Source organism: Bradyrhizobium sp. 25ACV, from assembly GCF_054863005.1.
On record NZ_JAVAYO010000024.1, the window covers coordinates 1 to 18,441 of the forward strand.

The following is an 18,441-nucleotide window of genomic DNA, read 5'->3' on the forward strand; positions in this document are numbered from 1 at the left end:
CGTGCCCACCGCCTCCTGTTAGTGCGGCGAGATGGTGGGCACGGCGCTGACGCGCCTTTGCCCACCCTACGGCTGCTCGCCAAGCCGTACGAGCGTAGGGCGGATTAGCGAAGCGTAATCCGCCACCTTTGTCGGGGCGAGAGAAGTGGTGGGTTACGCCAGCGGACTGCGCTTCGCGCAGCCGCGTGCTAACCCACCCTACGGTCTCTTACTTTTTCACCAGCGGACAATCGCTGTCCTTGAGCGGCTTGGCGGCGTCTTCCGCCGAGATCGTGGCGATCTGCTTGTAATAGTCCCACGGCCCCTTCGACTCCTCAGGCTTCTTCACCTCGAACAGGTAGGCCGGGATGAGGCGCCGGCCGTCCTGGCGCAGCGGGCCGTTGCCGAACAGCGGATCGTCGGTCGGCAGCTCCTTCATCTTGGCAACGACTTTGGCGCCGTCATGCGGATTGCCGCCGAGCGCGTCCATCGCCTTCAGATAGTGCAGCACCATCGCGTAATTGCCGGCCTGTGTCATCGACGGCATCGCGTTCTTGCTGGCCTGCGCCGAGAAGCGCTTGGACCATTCGCGGGTCTTGTCGTTCAGGTCCCAGTAGAACGATTCGGTGAAGGTCAGGCCCTGCGCGGTCTTCAGGCCCAGCGAATGCACGTCGTTGATGAACAGCAGCAATGCCGCGAGCTTCTGGCCGGCGGAGACGATGCCGAATTCGGCCGCCTGCTTGATCGAGTTCGTGGTGTCGCCGCCGGCATTGGCAAGGCCCACCACCTTGGACTTGGAGGATTGCGCCTGCAGCAGGAAGGATGAGAAGTCCGCGGTATTGATCGGATGCTTGACGCTGCCGAGCACCTTGCCGCCGTTCGCGGTCACGACCGCCGTGGTGTCGCGTTCGAGCGCGTGGCCGAAGGCATAATCCGCAGTCAGGAAGAACCAGCTGTCGCCGCCGGCCTTGGTCAGCGCCTTGCCGGTGCCGTTGGCCAGCATGTAGGTGTCGTAGGTGTAGGAGATCGTGTTCGGCGTGCAGGCCTTGCCGGTGAGGTCGGCGGAGGCGGCGCCGGAATTCAGCAGCACCGCATTCTTTTCCTTGACGAGGTTGCTGACCGCCAGCGCGACACCGGAGTTCGGCGTATCGGCGATCGCGTCGACCTTCTCGTTGTCGATCCACTGCCGGGCGATGTTGACGCCGACGTCGGGTTTGTTCTGGTGATCACCGCTGATGACGTCGATCTTCCAGCCCTTCTTGAGCAGGCCGGAATCCTCGACCGCCATCTTGATCGCAACCACGGAATTGGGGCCGCCGATGTCGGCATAGAGGCTCGACATGTCGTTGAGCACGCCGATCTTGACGGTCTTGTCCTGCGCGTAGGCGGATGTTGCAAAACCGAAGGCGGCACAGGCCAGAAGGGCCGCGGAGCGGCGCGCGAACGTCGTCGTCATAAAAGGTTTCCTCCATTGTCAAATATGCGGACGGCTCTCTTGCGGAGCCTTGTTCCAGCTGATTGGCTCTAGCCTGTCCCAGGGCTGGCGGCAATGCGCCTAAAGCCGGATGACGCTGCGTCGTAGCGTCATCCGTCGGTTAACTTTTTGGGAAAAATGCGTTGAGACGCTATTTGAGCGCGTCCGATGTCAGCTTGAATTTCTGGATGCGCTTTCCGGTATCGACCTCGGCGGTATAGACGTTACCCCCGGCGTCGATCGCCATGGCGTGCACCCAGTGGAATTGACCGGCGTTGCGGCCATTGTGCCCGAAGCTGCCGACTACGCTGCCGTCTTCGCGCTTGATGACCCGGATCTCGTTGTTCTCGCCGTCGGCGCTGAGCAGATAGGTCTGCTTCGGATCGGGCCAGATCGCGATGTCCCACACCGCGCCGTTGCCGAGCGTGTTCTTCTCGAAGAAGAACTCCTTCACGAAGCTGCCGTCCTTCTTGAACACCTGGATACGGTTGTTGATGCGGTCGCAGACATAGACGAGGCCGTCATTGGCGAGCTTCACGCAGTGGACGGGGTTGCCGAATTGCTGCGCGACCGGCGCCTTGGGATCGTAGGGCGCCTGCTTGGCGTCGTCGGGCTTGTTGCCGTAGGCGCCCCAGTGCCGCTTGTAGGCGAGCGTCGTCGCATCGAACACGATGACGCGGCGGTTGCCGTAGCCGTCGGCGACGTAGATCTCGTTGGCCTCCTTGTCGAGCGCGGTCTCGGCGGGCTTGCCGAGCTGCGTCGTGTCGTTGCTGCCGAGGCTCGGGGCAAACTTGCCGATCTGTGCGACGAACTTGCCGTCGAGCGTGAATTTCAAGATGGCATTGTCGTTGTCGGCATTGCCGCCGACCCAGACGAAGCCGCGCTCGTCGACCTCGATGCCGTGCTCGCGGCCCACCCATTCATAGCCCTGGCCGGGACCGCCCCACGACCGCAGCAGATTGCCGTCAACGTCGAATTCGAGCACGGGCGGCGCCGATACGCAGCATTTCGAGCGCGGCGGATTGAGGCTTGCGCCTTTCTCGTCGTCGGTGAGCGAGCGCGGGCGATGGATCACCCAGATATGGCCCTGCCAGTCGACGGTGATGCCGCCGACCTGGCCGAGGATCCAGTTGTTCGGCAGCTGCTTTGGCCAGGAGGCATCGACCGCAAAGGTCGGGACGTCACCGGCGTTCGACGCAACCGGAAACGCGAAGGCGACGGCTGCGATCAGAATGAAGAGAGCGTGACGTGCGAGCGCAGACGAAGAGCCTGCGCGATCATGCCATGGCGCCATGGCAACCTCCCTTTCTTGGCGTGCGGCTTGCTGCCGCTTACGCGCGGGCAGTCAATCGCGGGGAGGCAGTCAAGTCAATCAGGCCGGCGAGCGGAAGCTCATCAGGCTGCGCGTCTTGTAGTCGTAGAACTTGCCGGTCTCGGTCCAGTCAGGGGCGCACATCGGCACGATGAATTCGGCGACCTGCTCGGGCGTGTCGAGCGTCGCCGGATCTTCGCCCGGCATCAGCGTGGCGCGCATGCGAGTGCGGACCGGGCCGGGATTGAACAGGTTGACGCGCAGCTTCGTGTTGGCGGTCTCCTGCGCCCAGGCGCGCGCCAGTGTTTCCAGTGCGGCCTTGGACGCCGCGTAGGGGCTGACATAGGCGGTCGCCTTGTTGGCGGCGCCCGAGGTGATGAACACGGCGCGGCCGGCATCGGACTGCTTCAACAGCGGCTCCATGCAGCGGATCAGCTGGAAGTTCGCGGAGACGTTGAGGGCCATCACGTCGGTGAAGGTCTTCAGCTCGATATGACCGATCGGCGAGGAGGGGCCGAGCACGCCGGCATTGCCGACGAGGATGTCGAGCTTGCCGTAGCGCTCGTGCAGGCCGGCGCCGAGCCGCGCGGTACCGTCGGAATCGGTGAGGTTGAGCGGTACCAGCGTGGCACTGCCACCCAGTTTTCTGATCTCGTCGTCAAGCTCTTCCAGCCCGCCCTGCGTGCGCGCCACCGCCACGATATGCGCGCCGGCTTTGGCGAGCGCGATCGCGGTGGCATAGCCGATGCCGCGCGAGGCGCCGGTGACGAGAGCAATGCGGTCAGCGAGGAGTTTTGTCATGGCAGGGTTTTACAGGCGTGGATGGCCGGGACAAGCCCCATCCGCAGCCGTCATTTCGGGGCGATGCGAAGCATCGAACCCGGAATCTCGAGATCCTCAGGTGCGCAATTGCGCACCACAGTTCGGTCCTTACGGACTGCCCCGGGATGACGGCTGCGCCGTCAGCTCGCCTCCGCCAGCAGAGACAGCTGTCGCGGCTGCTGCTCGGTCTGGGTCTGGTCGGTGAGGTGGGTCGGATACGCGCCGGTAAAACAATGATCCGAGAATTTCGGATTGGCGGGGTCGCGGCCGGGCTCGCCCATGGCGCGGTACATGCCGTCGATTGACAGGAAGGCGAGCGAGTCGGCGCCGATGATCTCGCGCATCTCCTCCAGCGAATGCGTCGCTGCGAGAAGACCGCCGCGGTCGGGCAGGTCGATGCCGTAATAATCGGGATAGAGGATCGGCGGCGAAGCGAGACGGAAGTGCACTTCCTTGGCGCCCGCATCGCGCATCATGCGCACGATCTTCTTCGAGGTGGTGCCGCGCACCAGCGAGTCGTCGATCAGGATGATGCGCTTGCCTTCGATCGCGGCACGGTTGGCCGAGTGCTTCATGCGCACGCCGGATTCGCGGATCGCCTGCGTCGGCTGGATGAAGGTGCGGCCGACATAGTGGTTGCGGATGATGCCCAGCTCGAACGGCACGCCGGAATGCTGGCTGTAGCCGACCGCGGCGGGCACGCCGGAATCCGGCACCGGCACGACGACGTCGATCGGCACGTGGCTCTCGCGCGCGAGCTGCGCACCGAAGGCCTTGCGGACCTCGTAGACCGAGCGGCCGTGGACGATGGAATCCGGACGGGAGAAATAGATGTATTCGAAGATGCAGGGACGCGGTGCCATCGGCGGGAACGGCTTGTGGATGTCCTGGCCGTTCTCGTCGAACACGATGACTTCGCCCGGCTCGATGTCGCGGATGAAGCGCGCGCCGATGATGTCGAGCGCGCAGGTCTCCGACGTCAGGATCGGGCAGCCGTCGAGCTCGCCGAGCACGAGGGGACGGATGCCGCGCGGATCGCGCGCGCCGACCAGCTTCTTGTTGGTGAGCGAGACCAGCGCATAGGCGCCCTCGATCTCGCGCAGCGCGTCGATATAGCGCTCGATGAAGCGGGCGCGCCTGGAGCGCGCGACCAGATGCAGGATCACCTCGGTGTCGGTGGTCGACTGCATCATCGCGCCGTGCTTCACGAGCTCGCGGCGCAGCGTCAGGCCGTTGGTGAGGTTGCCGTTATGGGCGACCGCGAGACCGCCGGCATTGAGCTCGGCGAACAGCGGCTGCACGTTGCGCAGGATGGTGGCCCCGGTGGTGGAATAGCGGACATGGCCGACGGCCATATTGCCGGGCAGGCGGTCGATCACCTCGCGGCGGGAGAAGGTATCGCCGACGAGGCCGAGGCGGCGTTCACTGTGAAAGCGGCTGCCGTCGTAGGAGACGATGCCGGCGGCCTCCTGGCCGCGATGCTGAAGGGCGTGAAGGCCGAGCGCGGTGATGGCGGCGGCGTCCGGGTGGCCATAGATGCCGAAGACGCCGCATTCCTCGCGCAGCGTATCTCCTTCCAGGTCGTCCTGAACCTCTAGCGCGGCCGGGCCCGGGCCGGCGTTTGGATCGAGATCAAGTTGGGCGTCCTGGTCAGGGTGTCGCATCTCGTCCGCGCCTCTCTTTAAGGGCAATCAACGCGCCGCAGGTTTCTCGATCAGTTTCTTCAAACTGTCACGAGCGGGTTTACTGTAACCGTCGCCACTGCCCGAAGGCTGCTGCTCGGATTCAGCTTGATCATCATCTGGTTTGTTTTTCTTGAATCTCTTCAAGATGGTGTTCTCGGGGTCGTCCGGCAAGAGGGCCATCAGCCAATCCCCGGTTCCCTGGAGCACGACGCGGGATTTGGCCCCCGTCACCCAGTCCGGGCGCTGCTTGTCCGGAACCAGCCAGGTGAAGAACAGGAAGGCGACCACGACGATCAAAAGCCCGCGAGCCAGGCCAAACAGGAAGCCGAGGGTGCGGTCCAGCGCACCGATCCTGGAATCCAGGATCATGTCGGAGATCCGGACTGTGATCACGGAAACCACGACCAGGGTGCCCACGAATACGCCGGCGACGACGACCACGCTCGCGACGGTGTCGTTGTTGAAATAGGTCTTGGCGGTCGGCAGCAGCTTCGAGAAGGAGTACAGCGTCACGATCGCCGCCGCGCCCCAGGCCGCGATCGACAGGATTTCGCGCATGAAGCCGCGGACCATGGCGAGCAGGCCCGAGATCAGCATCACACCGAGCAGGATCAGGTCGAGGAGTGTTACTGGCATCGGCTGGTCTGGTCCGCTCGTACGTCGAAGGTGCTCAGCGAATCGGTGTTTGGCCGCTGCCCTAAAAGAGGGGCAGACGGCGTTCCCGGCAAGGCCGCAACCACGCAATCCCATGCTGCTTTTGTGACGGCTGTATAGCGGTGGGGGCCTCCGACGTCACCTCCACCTAACCCTCTCCACGGCGGAATCTTGCCGGTGTGGCATTTTTCTCTGCCGGCGCGTTCGATTCGCCCCGGCGGGAGCCCTTGGCGGCAATCTCTGCGACCAATGTCGTCAGGCTGTTGACCGCATTCAGGGACAGTCCGGCGTCACCGCCGGCATCCCCGCCTCGGGCCGATTCGGGCAGCACGGCGCGCTTGAAGCCCAGCTTGACCGCCTCCTTGAGCCGGGCCGGGGTCTGCGCCACCGGCCGGATCACGCCAGAGAGTGAAATCTCGCCGAAATAGACCGCATCGGTGGGTAACTGCGCATTAACCAGGGAGGATACCAGCGCCGCCGCGGCGGCCATGTCGGCCGCGGGCTCGTGGATGCGCAGGCCTCCCGCCACGTTCAGATAGACGTCGTGGCCCGACAGCTTGACCCCGCAATGGGCCTCCAGCACCGCCAGCACCATCGAGAGCCGACTCTGATCCCAGCCCACCACGGCCCGTCGCGGCGTGCCGAGCGAGGTCGGCGCCACCAGTGCCTGCAATTCGACCAGGACGGGCCGGGTGCCCTCGATGCCCGCGAACACTGCGGTGCCGGGCGTGCCGAGATCACGCTCGGACAGGAACAGCTCGGACGGATTGGTGACCTCGCGCAGGCCAAGGCCGGTCATCTCGAACACGCCGATCTCGTCGGTCGGGCCGAAACGGTTCTTCACGGCGCGCAGGATGCGGAACTGCTGCGAGCCTTCGCCCTCGAACGACAGCACGGCGTCGACCATGTGCTCGACCACGCGGGGGCCGGCGATCTGGCCGTCCTTGGTGACATGGCCGACCAGGATGATGGCCGCGCCGGTCTTCTTCGCAAAGCGGATCAGCGCCTGCGCCGAGGCGCGCACCTGGGTCACGGTGCCCGGCGCGGATTCCACCGTGTCGGTCCACATCGTCTGGATCGAATCGATCACGATCAGCCGCGGGACCGCGCCTTCCGACAGCGTCGAGACGATGTCCTCGACCGAGGTCTCGGCGGCGAGCTGCACCGGCGCATCCGACAGCCCGAGCCGTTCGGCGCGCAGGCGCACCTGCGCGACTGCTTCTTCGCCGGAGATGTAGACGATGCGGTGGCCGGCGCGTGCCATCATGCTGGTGGCCTGCGTCAGCAATGTCGACTTGCCGATGCCGGGGTCGCCGCCGACCAGCAGCACCGAGCCGCGGACGAAGCCGCCGCCGGTGACGCGGTCGAGCTCGGTCATGCCAGAGGACAGGCGAGGCGCATCCTGGGTCTTTCCCGACAGGCTCTCCAGCGCGAACGTCCGTCCTTTGCGCTTGGAGCGGATCGACACGGGCACGCTGCCGCTGGTGTCCTCCTCGGCGAGCGTATTCCACTCGCCGCAGGATTCGCACTTGCCCTGCCAGCGGTTATAGGCCGCGCCGCAGTTCTGGCAGACGAAGGAAAGGGTGTTCTTGGCCATCAGGCGTCAATCGTGCTCAGGGAGATTGGGTCGCGTTCCATAGCATGGAGAGCCCGGCCGCGACCATGATCGCGTCCATCAGCAGGCGGAACACGTCCGGCTTCAGGTGCAGCACGAAGCGCTTTGCGATGAAGGCGCCCGACATCAGCGACGCGCCCGCGATCAGCCCCTTCATGAAGACATCGCCGGTCAGCGCGCCGAAACGCTCGAAGGTCACGGATTTCGCGAAGTAGAGGCCCAGCGAGGAGGCCGCCTCGGTGGCGAGGAAAGCGCCCTTGTTGAGTCCGTAGAACAGGAACAGCGGCACGCTGAGCGGGCCGGTCGAGACCACGATGCCGGTGAGATAGCCGATCACGGCGCCGCCGACGGCGAGATGCCAGAGATTGGCCTTGAGGTCATGCCGCGCCAACCAGTGCCGTACCGGCACCATCGCGATCAGGAAGATGCCGATGGCGAGGTCCACCGCATGCGATGGCAGCGCCAGCAGCGTCCGTGCGCCGAGCACGGCCGCCGGAATGCCCGTGACCGAATAGGCCGCACAGGCCCGCCAGTCGACCTCGCGCCACCAGGCCAGGATCCGCGAAAAGTTCGCCATCACGGACGCCACCGCCATGATCGGCACGGCTTCCTTCGGCCCATAGGCATAGACCAGCACCGGCATCAGCATGATCGACGAGCCGGTGCCGACGATCCCTGAGATGGTGCCGGCGACGAGGCCGACGACGAGGACGAAGAGAAAGGCCAAAACGGTCTCCCACGAATCGGGAGAGTTTAGCCGCGGGCAGCGATATGGGCGATTCGCGCTAGGCGAGGGAACCTATTGCGCTGCGCATCGGCATGCCGGTCTGGGCGCCGGCTTTGAGGCATTTCAATGCGGCGGCTTCGCAGCTCACATCGAGCGCAATCTGCAGCGACACGCCTTCGCTCAGCATGGCCGCGAACGCGCCGACAAAGGTGTCGCCAGCGCCGGTCGTGTCCACCGGCGTGATGCGCGGGGCGGGCGCACGCAGGCGGGTGCCGTCGGCCGTCACGGCCAGCGCGCCTTGCGCACCGGCGGTCACGATGCAGGTGAGGTCGCCGGCCCTGGCGAGGTCCGCGGCAGCGGCCTCGTAACTGGACGTAGCGAGGTCGATGGCGCCGGCGGCGTCCAGCGCCTCGTGCTCGTTGACGAGGAGATAGTCGGTCACGGCAAGAAGCTTTGTCACCATCTCGCGGGTCGTCCCCTCCGGGACGGGCGCGAGATTCCAGACGACGGTGCCGGCGGCCAATGTCGTCCTGCGCGCAGCCTCGAGCGCCGCCGCGAAGGGCACTTCCATCTGAAGCACCAGCACCGTGTCGGGCGTGAAGAGTGCGGCACCAAGATCTCCGGCACTCGCGGTCATGTTGGCGCCGCTCGCCACCGTGATCGCATTCTCGCCTGCCTGATCGACCGTGATGAAGGCGCAGCCGGTCGGCTCGTCGGCCCTGGCGATGAGATCGGCGTCGACACCGTTAGCCCCGAGGTTCTCGATCGCACTGTCGCCAAATCCGTCCCGGCCGACGCGGCCTGCCATCCGGACTTGTCCCGGCCCCGCGATCCGCGCGGCGGCAACGGCCTGGTTGGCACCCTTGCCGCCGAAATGCGTCTGGTAGGACGGCGCCAGCACCGTCCTGCCGGGGCCAGGAATGATCGGGACCTTCGCGACGAGGTCGATGTTGAGCGAGCCGAACACCAGGATCATGGCCGAGAGGCCCTCAGCCTTGCTCGTCCATGACGCGCAGTTTCTCGACCCGGCGGCGGAAATCCTCGTCGGTCGAGAACTCCGCGGAGAGGTAGGACGAGACGAGATCCACGGCGAGCCAGGGGCCGACGATCTGCGCGCCGATGCACATGACGTTGACGTCGTCGTGCTCGACGCTCTGATGGGCGGAATGAACGTCGTGGCAGACCGCGGCGCGGATGCCCTTCATCTTGTTGGCCGCGATCGAGGCGCCGACACCGGTGCCGCACACCATGATGCCCCGCGCGGCTTCGCCCGAGGTCACCTTCTGTGCCACGGCCCGCGCGATGTCGGGGAAGTCCACCGGCTTGTCGTCATGGGAGCCGACATCGACGATGTCGTGGCCGAGCTTGCGGATGTGGTCGATGACGGTCTGCTTGAGCGGCCAGCCGGCGTGGTCGGATCCGATGACGAGACGCATGTGGTGTCCTTCTTGATTTTGCATTTGACCGTGACAGCCGGAAAGCGGCTGTCACGGCTTCTCTTTCGTTCAGCTACGCATGTCGGGCGGCAGCTCGACGCCGTGGAATTTCTTGTAGATCGCGTTGAGCTTGCCGTTCTTGACGTTCTCGGTGATCCAGCCGTTGAGCTTGTCCATCAGGCGCTGCTCGCCCTTCTTCAGGCCGATGGCGAGGTCGAAGGTTGCGAGCGGAATCTTCGATTCGAAGATGCGGGCGGGATTCTTGACGCCGATCTGGTTGATGATCGTGGCCGACGTGCCGACGCAATCGACCTGACCGGAGACGGCCGCCGTGACTTCCGTGGCGTCGTCGTCATAGCGGGCGATCGTCAGCTCCTTGTCCTTCATGTTGGACAGGGTGGTATCCTGCGTGGTCCCGCGCGAAACGCCGATGGTCTTGCCTTTCAGGTCGGGCCAGTCCTTGACGTTCATGGACTTCAGGCAGCCGACGTCGGACTGCAGCGTCGCATACCGCTTGGTGAAGTCGATGACCTTGGCGCGCTCGGGCGTCACCGACAGGGTCGAGATGATGATGTCGGCCTTGCCGGTCAGGACGTTGGGGATGCGGGTCGCGCCGGTGGTCTGGATGAATTCGAGCTCGAGGCCCCAATCCTTGGCGAGCAGCTGAGCCACCTCGACGTCGGAGCCGGTCGGCTTCATGCTGGAGTCCATCATGCCCGAGGGCGGAATCGCAAGATCGGTTGAAATGCGAATCTTCTTGGCCTTCATCACGTCGTCGAGCAGGTCGGCCGATGCCGGCGTGGCGGACAAAATGACGAGGCCGAGCAGCGCGGCGGCGGTCCCCAGCAGTGTCTTGTTGGTCATCCCTAGTTCTCCTCTCCCTGTTATGATTTTAGATTTCCGGTGCCCACGAATTGCGTGAGTTCCGGCGTCGTCGGCGATGTCAGGATCGAGGCGGGGCCGGTCTCGTGAACCTTGCCGCGATGCATGAACACGATCCGGTCGGCGATGCCTTTGGCAAAGCCCATCTCGTGCGTGACCATCACCATGGTCATGCCGTCCGCCGCCAGCTGCTCGATCACCTTCAGCACTTCGGCGGTGAGTTCGGGGTCGAGCGCAGAGGTGACCTCGTCGAACAGCATCACCTTCGGCTGCATGGCGAGCGAGCGCGCGATCGCGGCGCGCTGCTGCTGGCCGCCCGACAATTGCTCGGGATAGGCGTGCAGCTTCTCTTCGAGCCCGACCTGAGCCAGCACCTTTCGCGCGAGGTCCTTGGCCTGCGAATTCGCCAGGCCCTTCACGGCGCAGGGTGCCAGCGTGATGTTCTGCTCGATCGTCAGGTGTGGAAACAGATTATAGCTCTGGAACACGATGCCGACGTCCTGGCGCAGCGCGCGCAGATCGACGTCGGGACGGTCGACCCGATGCCCGCAAACGACGATCTCGCCGCCGTCGACCTTCTCGAAACGGTCGATGCAGCGCAGCGCCGTGCTCTTGCCGGAGCCTGAGCGGCCGATCAGCGCCAGCACTTCGCCGCGCTCGACCGCGAAGCTGACGCCATCGAGGACCCGGAGCGAGCCAAAGCTCTTTTGCACGTCGCGGAGCGACACGATTGGATCGGAGGAGAGGTTCTGTTGCATGTCAGGCCGGCGCGAGGTTGGATTTGCCACGCCCCATCCGCCGTTCCAGCCTCTGGCTGAACAGCGACAGCGGATAGCACATGGCGAAATAGATGACGGCGATGATGGCGTAGATGGCGAACGGCTCGAACAGCGAGTTGTTGACGATCTGCCCCGAGCGCATCAGCTCGACGAAGCCGACGACGGAGGCGAGCGAGGTGTTCTTGACGATCTGCACCATGAAGCCGACGGTGGGCGGCGTCGCGATGCGAATGGCCTGCGGCAGGATAACTTTCATCATGCGCTGGGTCCGGCTCAGCGCCAGGCCTTCGGCGGCCTCCCATTGCGGCTTCGGCACGGACTGGATGCAGCCGCGCCAGATCTCGCCGAGATAGGCGGCGACGTACAGCGTCAGCGAGGCGCCGGCAGCAGCGAGCGGCGACACCTTGAGGCCGATCGCGGCGAGACCGAAATAGCCGAGGAACAGGATGACGAGTAGCGGCGTGCCCTGGATGAGCTGGACATAGATGGCGCTGGCAATCCGCACCGATTTCAGCGGCGAGATCCGCGCGAGCGCGATCACGAAACCGACGATGCCGCCGCCGATCAGCGCGATCACCGACAGGCCAAAGGTCCACAGCGCCCCCTGGCCGAGGAACATCAGATGATTGATGTTGAGATGTCCGCCCATGATCATCTCACAACGGCGTGCCGAGCCGGCGGCGGCGCGGAAACAGCACGAGGCCGAGGCCCCAGAAGCCGGCGCGCATCACCAGCGACAGGACGACGTAGAGCACGGCGACGATGATGTAGGTCTCGAATGCGCGATACGTATCCGATTGGATGTAGTTGGCGACGGCGGTGAGCTCCTCGGCCGAGATCTGCGAGCAGACCGAAGAGGCCAGCATCAGCAGCACGAACTGGCTGGTCAGCGCCGGATAGACCTTCTCGATCGCCGGCAACAGGATGATGTGCCAGTAGATCTGGAGGCGCGACAGCGCCAGGCCTTCGGCCGCCTCGATCTGTCCGCGCGGGATCGCCTCGAAGCCGGCGCGCATGATCTCGGCGGTGTAGGCGCCGACGTTGATCGTCAGCGCGGCCACGGCCACCGTGAAGGCGGAGAATTTCAGCCCCAGACTGGCAAGGCCGAAATAGACCAGGAAGATCTGCACCAAGAGCGGCGTGTTGCGGATGGTCTCGACATAGACCTTGCAGGCGCCTGATATCAGCGCGTTGTGCGTTCCGCGCCCGACCGCCGCCAGCGTGCCGAGGAGGGCGCCGAGCACCGTCGCGAAGGCGGCAAGCTCCAGCGTGAGGATGGCGCCGGCGAGAAAGCTCGGCCAACGCTCCAGCACTGCGGGAAAGTCGAGTTGAAGGCTCATCGGCGCCCGTTCAGCCGGTTGTCTGGTTGGTCATGCGGTCGTAGACGCGGAACAGTGCCTGGTTGCCGTTGCTTCCTTCGCCATGCGCGCGCGCATCGACATACTGGCTGGTCACGAGCGCGGTGCCGGGGAGCGGCACGCTGAGTGCCTGCGCGTGCTCCTGGACCAGGCGGAGGTCCTTGAGCTGGAGATCGATCCGGAAGCCGGCGGAGACGTCGCCTGCGATCATCTGGGGGCCGAGCTTGTCGAGCATCCAGGAGGCCGCGGAGCCACCGAGCAGCACCCGGCGCAGCAGATTGAGATCGAGGCCCGACGCGCGGCCGAGCGCCAGCGCCTCGCAGATCGCCTGGATGTTGATGCCGCAGATCAGCTGGTTGCAGAGCTTGACGGTCTGGCCGGCGCCGGACGCACCGACATGCGTGATGGTGGTGCCCATAGCACGGAAGAACGGCTCGGCCTTGGCGAACGCGTCGGCATCGCCGCCGGCCATGATCGAGAGCGCGGCATTCTTGGCGCCAACCGGCCCGCCCGAGACCGGCGCGTCGATGAAGCCGACGCCGATCTTTTGCAGGTCGGCATGGATGCGGCGGACGGCGACCGGCGAAATCGTGCTCATGTCGACGACGAGCTTGCCCGATGGCGGCGACTTCAGCAGGCCGTGCTCGCCGTAAATGGTCGCCTCGACATGGGGCGTGTCGGGCAGCATGGTGATGACGATATCGGCGCCTTGCGCGGCCTCGGCAGGGCTGTTGGCACGAGCCGCGCCTTCCCTGGCGCTGTCGGCCAGTGCCGCCTCGTCGAGATCGAACACGCGAACTGCGTGGCCGGCCATCAGCAAGTTGCGCACCATCTCTCGGCCCATCGTGCCGATGCCGATGAAGCCGACATTGCCCTTGTCGTTCCGTCCCATATGATCAGTCCGTTTCTTGGTTGATTTGCTTCTTGGTTGACCGCGCTGCCGCGATCATCCCGAGGCGCTGGTCTTGTCGATGTCGCCGACGATGGCGCGCCGCCGGTACTCGTCGCCGATGGCAAAATGCTTGCGCAGGGTCGCGTCCGCCCGCTCCGGATCGCGCGCAATCACGGCCTCGAAGATGCGGCGGTGATCGTCGATCAGATAGGTCTTCATCGACGGGAAGGCCTGCACCAGCTCGCGGCGGCTGCGATGCGAATGGGTCAAGAGGCCGGCCAACGAACCATGCAGGACCGTCAGCGTCTCCGAATGCGAGGCGACGACGATGGCACGGTGGAAGTCGAAGTCGGCCATGCCGCCGGCATCGGCTTCGTCGATCGTCTCGCCGATCTTCGCGAGCGCGCGCTGCAGACGCTCGAAATCGGCAATGTTGGCGCGCTCGCAGGCAAGGCGGATCGCCTGGCATTCGATCGCGACCCGCGCCTGCATGACGTCGTCGAGCATGTCCGCCTGCTGGGCGAGCGCGAAGGTGAAGAAGTCGTTCAGCACCGACACGTCCGGCCGGGTCACCACGGTGCCGATGCGGTCGCGGATCTCGACGATGCCGAGCACGGTGAGGGCCCGCAGTGCCTCGCGGACGATCGGCCGGCTGACGCCGAGGAGAGTTGCCAGCTCGCGTTCCGAGATGAGGCGGTCGCCGGGCTTGAGCGAGCCCGCGAGCAGGCGTTCGCGCAGGAATGCGAACACCTTCTCGAACCCTTTTTCGCCTTCGGTGGCGCGCTTCAGCTCCATTCCCGTCCCACTGGTCTGATCTTGGTCAGACCAGTATGCTGACCAAGCGGCTGTGGTCAAGAGGCTCGACTCCCAACCCGGTCGGAAATCGAGGGTTGTCTGGTTGGCCACGGAACAACCCTGGCATCACCTCTTCGACGAAGATATTCGTTCTCGACACGACGAGTTACCGATCCGACATCCGCAACAATGTCGATCGCGTCGGCTTCAACACTGCGGACGTTCCTCTCACGAACGCCGCGGACTGCCTTCCTCGCACCGACAGGCTTAAGGCTTTCCGCGGCAGTCCTGCCGAAGGTGCTCGCGCCGCATCATGCATCGCGGCTGGCCCCGACTGTCGGTATGGCAGACGTTCGTTTCGGTCATCTCCCAACACGTGGTTCGCAAACCTTCTCCCGTTCGGCCAAAGACAGCAGCGATTGGGTTCGATCTTGCGACACGCTCTCCGAGTTGCCATCATCCGCGCAAACCGCGATCATGATGCCGTGACCCTCAATTCTCTCAGAAGCAGCGTCCGCGGCCTTTACGAGGGCGCAACGCCGAGCGGCGTGCGCTTTCGCTACGCGTTGCTTGCCTTCGATATCGTGACGGTGCTGTTCATCATTGCAACCTCGTTCCTGCCTCCCAGTGAGATCATCGAGACGCTCGACGTTCTATTCGGCATGCTTCTGCTTGCCGATTTTTCGGCACGACTCCTCGTCGGCCGGCATCCCTTTCGGAAGTTCCGTCAGATTGCGACCTGGGCTGACATGGTAGCGATCGTTTCTTTCCTGGCACCGCTTGCCGGCGAGGCGGGCGGCTTTCTCCGGATACTGCGAACGCTGGGGCTGCTTCGCGACTACCAGATGCTGACGAGGCTCCGCATCGATTCTTCGTTCTTTCGTCGCAACGAAGAGGTCATCTTCGCGGTGACGAACCTCGCCGTTTTCATATTCGTCATGACCGGGATCGTCTACGAGACCCAGAAGTTTCGCAACAATGAGATCCACAACTATGCCGATGCGCTGTATTTCACCGTCACGGCGCTGACAACGACCGGCTTTGGCGACATTACCCTGCCGGGCACGCTCGGTCGCTTGATCACCGTCGTGATCATGATTTTCGGCGTAACGCTGTTCTTCAATCTCGCACGCGCGCTCCTCAGTCCCCACAAGGTGCGATTTCCGTGCCCCGCTTGCGGGCTCCAGAGGCACGATGCCGACGCGGTGCATTGCAAGGCTTGTGGCGTTGTTCTCAATATTCCCGACGAAGGCGCCACCTGAAACAGCTCTCGCGCCCGGCAACGCCGGTGGATGTCTCTCATGCCGACATCGCGCCGGTGTTTTGCCGGGGCGAGGGCAATTCGACATCGGGGGACCCGTAAGTCATTGAATCGGCGGGGGGCGGCTACTGTGCATGGGGTTGTTTTCACGTTTCTTGCCCATCCGCCCCGCTGCTGACAGCATGTTGGCAGCAGGGGCCGGCTATGCCCACCTCTGACACAACGGGGAGCGGATCATGCCGATCGAGGCAAGCTGTCATTGCGGTGAGACGGTGTTCGAGGTGACGGAGGTGCCTTCAAGCGTGACGCGCTGCACCTGCTCGCTCTGCGCCAAGCGCGGCGCGCTGTGGGCCTATTACACGCCGGCGCAGTTTCGCCTGTTGTCTCCGCCCGATAACGTCGCGACCTATCTGTGGGGCAGCCGCACCGTCAAACATCATTTTTGTGCGAGCTGCGGCTGCGGCACCTATTCGGAGTCGCCGGACTGGTCGACCGGCAAGCCCGATTTCGACAATCCCAAGGTCGCGGTGAACGCGCGCCTGTTCGACGATTTCGATCTGGAGGCGGTGCCGGTCAACATGATCGACGGCAAGAACTTGTGGTGAGCATGCATGCGGGCGGATGTCCGCTGCACGTTCATGCTCTTGAGGCCATTTTGAAAAGCTGATTTGGTTCCGGCCCTGTAGAAAAGGGGAGGAAGCCATGATGCGTCTTTTTGCGCGAGTCATGCTTACGATGTGTCTGGCCGTTGCAGCCGGCTTCAATGTCCAGGCGCAGACCAAGCCGAAGGTGACTTCGCTCGGACCGGACTTCCCCAAGGCAGCGCTGTTCGTCGGCAACAGCTTCTTCTACGGCATGCCCGGGCATCTCACCTTCATGGAGCGGGCTGTGGATCCCGCGAACAAGGCGGTGTACCGCAACACCATGGTGACGATCGGCGGCTCCGGCCTCGATTGGCACGACATGGACAATCTGCTGCGGCCGGGCGGCCTCGGCGCTTATTCCTTCGACGAGCAGAACAACGTCATCTTCAACAAGCCGGGCCGGCAGTACGACGCCGTCGTGATGATGGATTGCAGCCAGTGCCCGATCCATCCGCAATTGAAGGACGCGTTCGCGAGTTTCGCGAAGAAGGACAGTGAGATCGTTCGCGTCCACGGCATGCGGCCGGTGCTGTTCATGTCCTGGGCCTATGCCGACAAGCCGGAGATGACGGAATCGTTGGCCGAGGCCTACACGATCGCAGGCAATGCCAACGATGCGCTGGTCATTCCCGCAGGTCTTGCCTTCGCGCGGGTGCGCAAGCTGCAGCCGGAGCTCAATCTGTATGCACTGGACAAGCGGCATCCGAGTCCGGCGGGGACGTATCTTGCGGCATGCGTGACGTTTGCCGCGTTGACGGGCCGTTCGCCCGTCGACAATTCCTACATCATGGGGCTGGACGTGGAGACGACGCGGCTTCTGCAAAAGGCGGCGTGGGACACGGTGCAGGACTATTATGGGCGATAGTGCGTAGGGTGGATTAGCGAAGCGTAATCCACCACTGTTCGTGTCCGCAGAAACAGAAGCGGTGGATTACGCTAGCGGACTGCGCTTCGCGCAGCCGCGGGGCTAATCCACCCTATGGCATCAACGTTCCTTCAACACCACCCATGCCGGCGCGTGATCGCTGGCGCCATCCTCGCCACGGATCTTCTTGTCGACACCGGCCTTGGCCAGGCGCGGGGCGAGGGCTGGGCTGAGCAGGAGATGATCGAGCCGCAGCCCCGCATCGCGCGGCCAGCGGTTCCGCTTGTAGTCCCAGAACGTGTAGATGCGCTGCTCCGGATGCAGCTCGCGGATCGCATCGCACCAGCCCTGCTCGACGAGCGAAGCAAAGGCTGCGCGGCTCTTTGGCTGGATCAGCGCATCCTTGTCCCATGAGCGCGTCGGATAGATGTCGATCTCTGTAGGCGCGACGTTGTAGTCGCCGGCGAGCACCACGGGCAGATCCTGCTTGATGAAGCTCTTGGCGTGGCGCCTGAGGCGCGCGAACCAGTCCAGCTTGTAATCGAATTTCGGACCCGGCTGCGGATTGCCGTTGGGCAGATAGATGCTGGTGACGATGATCCCGCGCACGGCGGCTTCGAGATAGCGGGCTTCGAGATCGCCGGGTTTTCCAGGCAAGCGGTCGCGGGTCAGAATGGGCTCCGCATTGCGGGCGAGGATCGCGACACCGTTCCAGGTCTTCTGTCCGCGCCACACCGCGCCATAGCCGGCCTTTTCGATCGCGGCCGCCGGAAATTCGCCATCACTTGCCTTCAATTCCTGAAGCGCGACGACATCGGGCTTTGCCGTGCGCAGCCATGCCAACAGATTGGGCAGGCGGCGGTTGACGTTGTTGATGTTGAATGTCGCGATCTTCATGTAGAGCTACCGGCTCCTGCCTTCCGTACCCGGAGATACAATGTCCAAGCTGAACTTTGCCGCCATCATCGTCGCCCTCGCGTTCTCCGGGGCCGCGTCGGCACAATCGTCCGACCCGCGCGGTGCGTGCAAGGCAGACTATGACAAATTCTGCGCCGGCATCGCGCCGGGCGGCGGGCGCGTCGTCGCCTGCCTCACCGACAAGCGCGACCGGCTCAGCGCGACCTGCAAGGCGGCGCTGGACAACAGGAAGAAGAAGTAAGCGATCCCTTCCGTGTCCCGGACGCGCGTAGCGCGAGCCGGGACCCAGAGGCGACACGGTGCGCTGTTGAGAGATGGGCCCCGGCTCTGCAGCGCGCCGCTG

At 64.4% G+C, this 18,441-nt stretch carries 19 protein-coding genes and 1 pseudogene; 4 read left to right on the forward strand and 16 right to left on the reverse strand.

Annotation, left to right across the window (positions count from 1 at the left end; all coding sequences use genetic code 11):
- Positions 1-208 precede the first annotated feature (208 nt).
- The 15 genes and pseudogenes from RAD04_RS35795 to RAD04_RS35865 all read right to left on the reverse strand — a co-directional run bounded on the left by RAD04_RS35795 (position 209) and on the right by RAD04_RS35865 (position 14,410).
- Positions 209-1,435: an ABC transporter substrate-binding protein gene (locus RAD04_RS35795; RefSeq protein WP_461627543.1), complete on the reverse strand. Its 1,227-nt coding sequence runs from the start codon at positions 1,433-1,435 to the stop codon at positions 209-211.
- Between the two features lie 169 nt (positions 1,436-1,604).
- Positions 1,605-2,747 (reverse strand): NHL repeat-containing protein, encoded by a 1,143-nt coding sequence (locus tag RAD04_RS35800; protein WP_461627544.1) that lies wholly within the window; start codon positions 2,745-2,747, stop codon positions 1,605-1,607.
- Positions 2,748-2,825: 78 nt separating this feature from the next.
- Positions 2,826-3,566, reverse strand: a complete 741-nt coding sequence (locus RAD04_RS35805) for an SDR family NAD(P)-dependent oxidoreductase (RefSeq protein WP_461627545.1) — start codon at positions 3,564-3,566, stop codon at positions 2,826-2,828.
- 161 nt (positions 3,567-3,727) lie between these two features.
- Positions 3,728-5,251 (reverse strand): amidophosphoribosyltransferase, encoded by a 1,524-nt coding sequence (gene purF, locus RAD04_RS35810; RefSeq protein WP_461621140.1) that lies wholly within the window; start codon positions 5,249-5,251, stop codon positions 3,728-3,730.
- 27 nt (positions 5,252-5,278) lie between these two features.
- Positions 5,279-5,908 carry a CvpA family protein gene (locus RAD04_RS35815; RefSeq protein ID WP_018317599.1) on the reverse strand — a complete coding sequence of 210 codons (630 nt, stop codon included), beginning with the start codon at positions 5,906-5,908 and terminating at the stop codon, positions 5,279-5,281.
- A gap of 166 nt (positions 5,909-6,074) precedes the next feature.
- A complete protein-coding gene (gene radA / locus RAD04_RS35820; RefSeq protein WP_018317598.1) occupies positions 6,075-7,523 on the reverse strand; it encodes a DNA repair protein RadA in 1,449 nt (482 codons plus the stop codon).
- 16 nt (positions 7,524-7,539) lie between these two features.
- Entirely contained in the window at positions 7,540-8,268 is a 729-nt protein-coding gene (locus tag RAD04_RS35825; RefSeq protein ID WP_461627546.1) for a sulfite exporter TauE/SafE family protein, read from the reverse strand.
- Between the two features lie 58 nt (positions 8,269-8,326).
- Positions 8,327-9,244, reverse strand: coding sequence for a ribokinase (locus tag RAD04_RS35830; RefSeq protein WP_461627547.1), 918 nt, complete (start codon positions 9,242-9,244; stop codon positions 8,327-8,329).
- Between the two features lie 13 nt (positions 9,245-9,257).
- The gene (gene rpiB / locus RAD04_RS35835; RefSeq protein ID WP_461627548.1) at positions 9,258-9,704 is read right to left on the reverse strand and encodes a ribose 5-phosphate isomerase B; all 447 of its coding nucleotides are present in this window, start codon (positions 9,702-9,704) and stop codon (positions 9,258-9,260) included.
- A gap of 69 nt (positions 9,705-9,773) precedes the next feature.
- On the reverse strand, positions 9,774-10,568 hold the full coding sequence (locus RAD04_RS35840; RefSeq protein ID WP_028145045.1) for a transporter substrate-binding domain-containing protein: 795 nt from the start codon (positions 10,566-10,568) through the stop codon (positions 9,774-9,776).
- A gap of 20 nt (positions 10,569-10,588) precedes the next feature.
- Positions 10,589-11,344: an amino acid ABC transporter ATP-binding protein gene (locus RAD04_RS35845; RefSeq protein ID WP_461627621.1), complete on the reverse strand. Its 756-nt coding sequence runs from the start codon at positions 11,342-11,344 to the stop codon at positions 10,589-10,591.
- A gap of 1 nt (position 11,345) precedes the next feature.
- Positions 11,346-12,014: an amino acid ABC transporter permease gene (locus RAD04_RS35850; protein WP_461627549.1), complete on the reverse strand. Its 669-nt coding sequence runs from the start codon at positions 12,012-12,014 to the stop codon at positions 11,346-11,348.
- 7 nt (positions 12,015-12,021) lie between these two features.
- Positions 12,022-12,705 (reverse strand): amino acid ABC transporter permease, encoded by a 684-nt coding sequence (locus RAD04_RS35855; RefSeq protein ID WP_461627550.1) that lies wholly within the window; start codon positions 12,703-12,705, stop codon positions 12,022-12,024.
- 10 nt (positions 12,706-12,715) lie between these two features.
- Positions 12,716-13,618, reverse strand: a pseudogene (locus RAD04_RS35860) (NAD(P)-dependent oxidoreductase); the annotation flags it as partial.
- 51 nt (positions 13,619-13,669) lie between these two features.
- Positions 13,670-14,410: a FadR/GntR family transcriptional regulator gene (locus tag RAD04_RS35865; protein ID WP_018317590.1), complete on the reverse strand. Its 741-nt coding sequence runs from the start codon at positions 14,408-14,410 to the stop codon at positions 13,670-13,672.
- A gap of 485 nt (positions 14,411-14,895) precedes the next feature.
- Here RAD04_RS35865 and RAD04_RS35870 point away from each other — a divergent pair, with 485 nt between their 5' ends.
- The 3 genes from RAD04_RS35870 to RAD04_RS35880 all read left to right on the forward strand — a co-directional run bounded on the left by RAD04_RS35870 (position 14,896) and on the right by RAD04_RS35880 (position 17,180).
- The gene (locus tag RAD04_RS35870; protein ID WP_461627622.1) at positions 14,896-15,672 is read left to right on the forward strand and encodes a potassium channel family protein; all 777 of its coding nucleotides are present in this window, start codon (positions 14,896-14,898) and stop codon (positions 15,670-15,672) included.
- Positions 15,673-15,907: 235 nt separating this feature from the next.
- The gene (locus RAD04_RS35875) at positions 15,908-16,276 is read left to right on the forward strand and encodes a GFA family protein (protein ID WP_038946492.1); all 369 of its coding nucleotides are present in this window, start codon (positions 15,908-15,910) and stop codon (positions 16,274-16,276) included.
- Between the two features lie 97 nt (positions 16,277-16,373).
- On the forward strand, positions 16,374-17,180 hold the full coding sequence (locus tag RAD04_RS35880; RefSeq protein ID WP_461627551.1) for a DUF4886 domain-containing protein: 807 nt from the start codon (positions 16,374-16,376) through the stop codon (positions 17,178-17,180).
- Between the two features lie 120 nt (positions 17,181-17,300).
- On the opposite strand, the gene RAD04_RS35885 is transcribed toward RAD04_RS35880, so the two are convergent.
- The gene (locus RAD04_RS35885) at positions 17,301-18,077 is read right to left on the reverse strand and encodes an exodeoxyribonuclease III (protein ID WP_461627552.1); all 777 of its coding nucleotides are present in this window, start codon (positions 18,075-18,077) and stop codon (positions 17,301-17,303) included.
- A 40-nt stretch (positions 18,078-18,117) separates the two neighbouring features.
- Here RAD04_RS35885 and RAD04_RS35890 point away from each other — a divergent pair, with 40 nt between their 5' ends.
- The gene (locus RAD04_RS35890) at positions 18,118-18,339 is read left to right on the forward strand and encodes a cysteine rich repeat-containing protein (RefSeq protein WP_461627553.1); all 222 of its coding nucleotides are present in this window, start codon (positions 18,118-18,120) and stop codon (positions 18,337-18,339) included.
- The last annotated feature ends 102 nt before the right edge of the window (positions 18,340-18,441 follow it).

Excerpts from the sequence above, each read along its gene's own strand:
- RAD04_RS35795 (WP_461627543.1), bottom strand. The coding sequence starts at position 1,435 with ATGACGACGACGTTCGCGCGCCGCTCCGCGGCCCTTCTGGCCTGTGCC.
- RAD04_RS35800 (WP_461627544.1), bottom strand. The coding sequence starts at position 2,747 with ATGGCGCCATGGCATGATCGCGCAGGCTCTTCGTCTGCGCTCGCACGT.
- RAD04_RS35805 (WP_461627545.1), bottom strand. The coding sequence starts at position 3,566 with ATGACAAAACTCCTCGCTGACCGCATTGCTCTCGTCACCGGCGCCTCG.
- purF (WP_461621140.1), bottom strand. The coding sequence starts at position 5,251 with ATGCGACACCCTGACCAGGACGCCCAACTTGATCTCGATCCAAACGCC.
- RAD04_RS35815 (WP_018317599.1), bottom strand. The coding sequence starts at position 5,908 with ATGCCAGTAACACTCCTCGACCTGATCCTGCTCGGTGTGATGCTGATC.
- radA (WP_018317598.1), bottom strand. The coding sequence starts at position 7,523 with ATGGCCAAGAACACCCTTTCCTTCGTCTGCCAGAACTGCGGCGCGGCC.
- RAD04_RS35830 (WP_461627547.1), bottom strand. The coding sequence starts at position 9,244 with ATGATCCTGGTGTTCGGCTCGCTCAACATCGACCTCGTCGCGAAGGTC.
- rpiB (WP_461627548.1), bottom strand. The coding sequence starts at position 9,704 with ATGCGTCTCGTCATCGGATCCGACCACGCCGGCTGGCCGCTCAAGCAG.
- RAD04_RS35840 (WP_028145045.1), bottom strand. The coding sequence starts at position 10,568 with ATGACCAACAAGACACTGCTGGGGACCGCCGCCGCGCTGCTCGGCCTC.
- RAD04_RS35845 (WP_461627621.1), bottom strand. The coding sequence starts at position 11,344 with ATGCAACAGAACCTCTCCTCCGATCCAATCGTGTCGCTCCGCGACGTG.
- RAD04_RS35850 (WP_461627549.1), bottom strand. The coding sequence starts at position 12,014 with ATGGGCGGACATCTCAACATCAATCATCTGATGTTCCTCGGCCAGGGG.
- RAD04_RS35855 (WP_461627550.1), bottom strand. The coding sequence starts at position 12,705 with ATGAGCCTTCAACTCGACTTTCCCGCAGTGCTGGAGCGTTGGCCGAGC.
- RAD04_RS35865 (WP_018317590.1), bottom strand. The coding sequence starts at position 14,410 with ATGGAGCTGAAGCGCGCCACCGAAGGCGAAAAAGGGTTCGAGAAGGTG.
- RAD04_RS35875 (WP_038946492.1), top strand. The coding sequence starts at position 15,908 with ATGCCGATCGAGGCAAGCTGTCATTGCGGTGAGACGGTGTTCGAGGTG.
- RAD04_RS35880 (WP_461627551.1), top strand. The coding sequence starts at position 16,374 with ATGATGCGTCTTTTTGCGCGAGTCATGCTTACGATGTGTCTGGCCGTT.
- RAD04_RS35885 (WP_461627552.1), bottom strand. The coding sequence starts at position 18,077 with ATGAAGATCGCGACATTCAACATCAACAACGTCAACCGCCGCCTGCCC.
- RAD04_RS35890 (WP_461627553.1), top strand. The coding sequence starts at position 18,118 with ATGTCCAAGCTGAACTTTGCCGCCATCATCGTCGCCCTCGCGTTCTCC.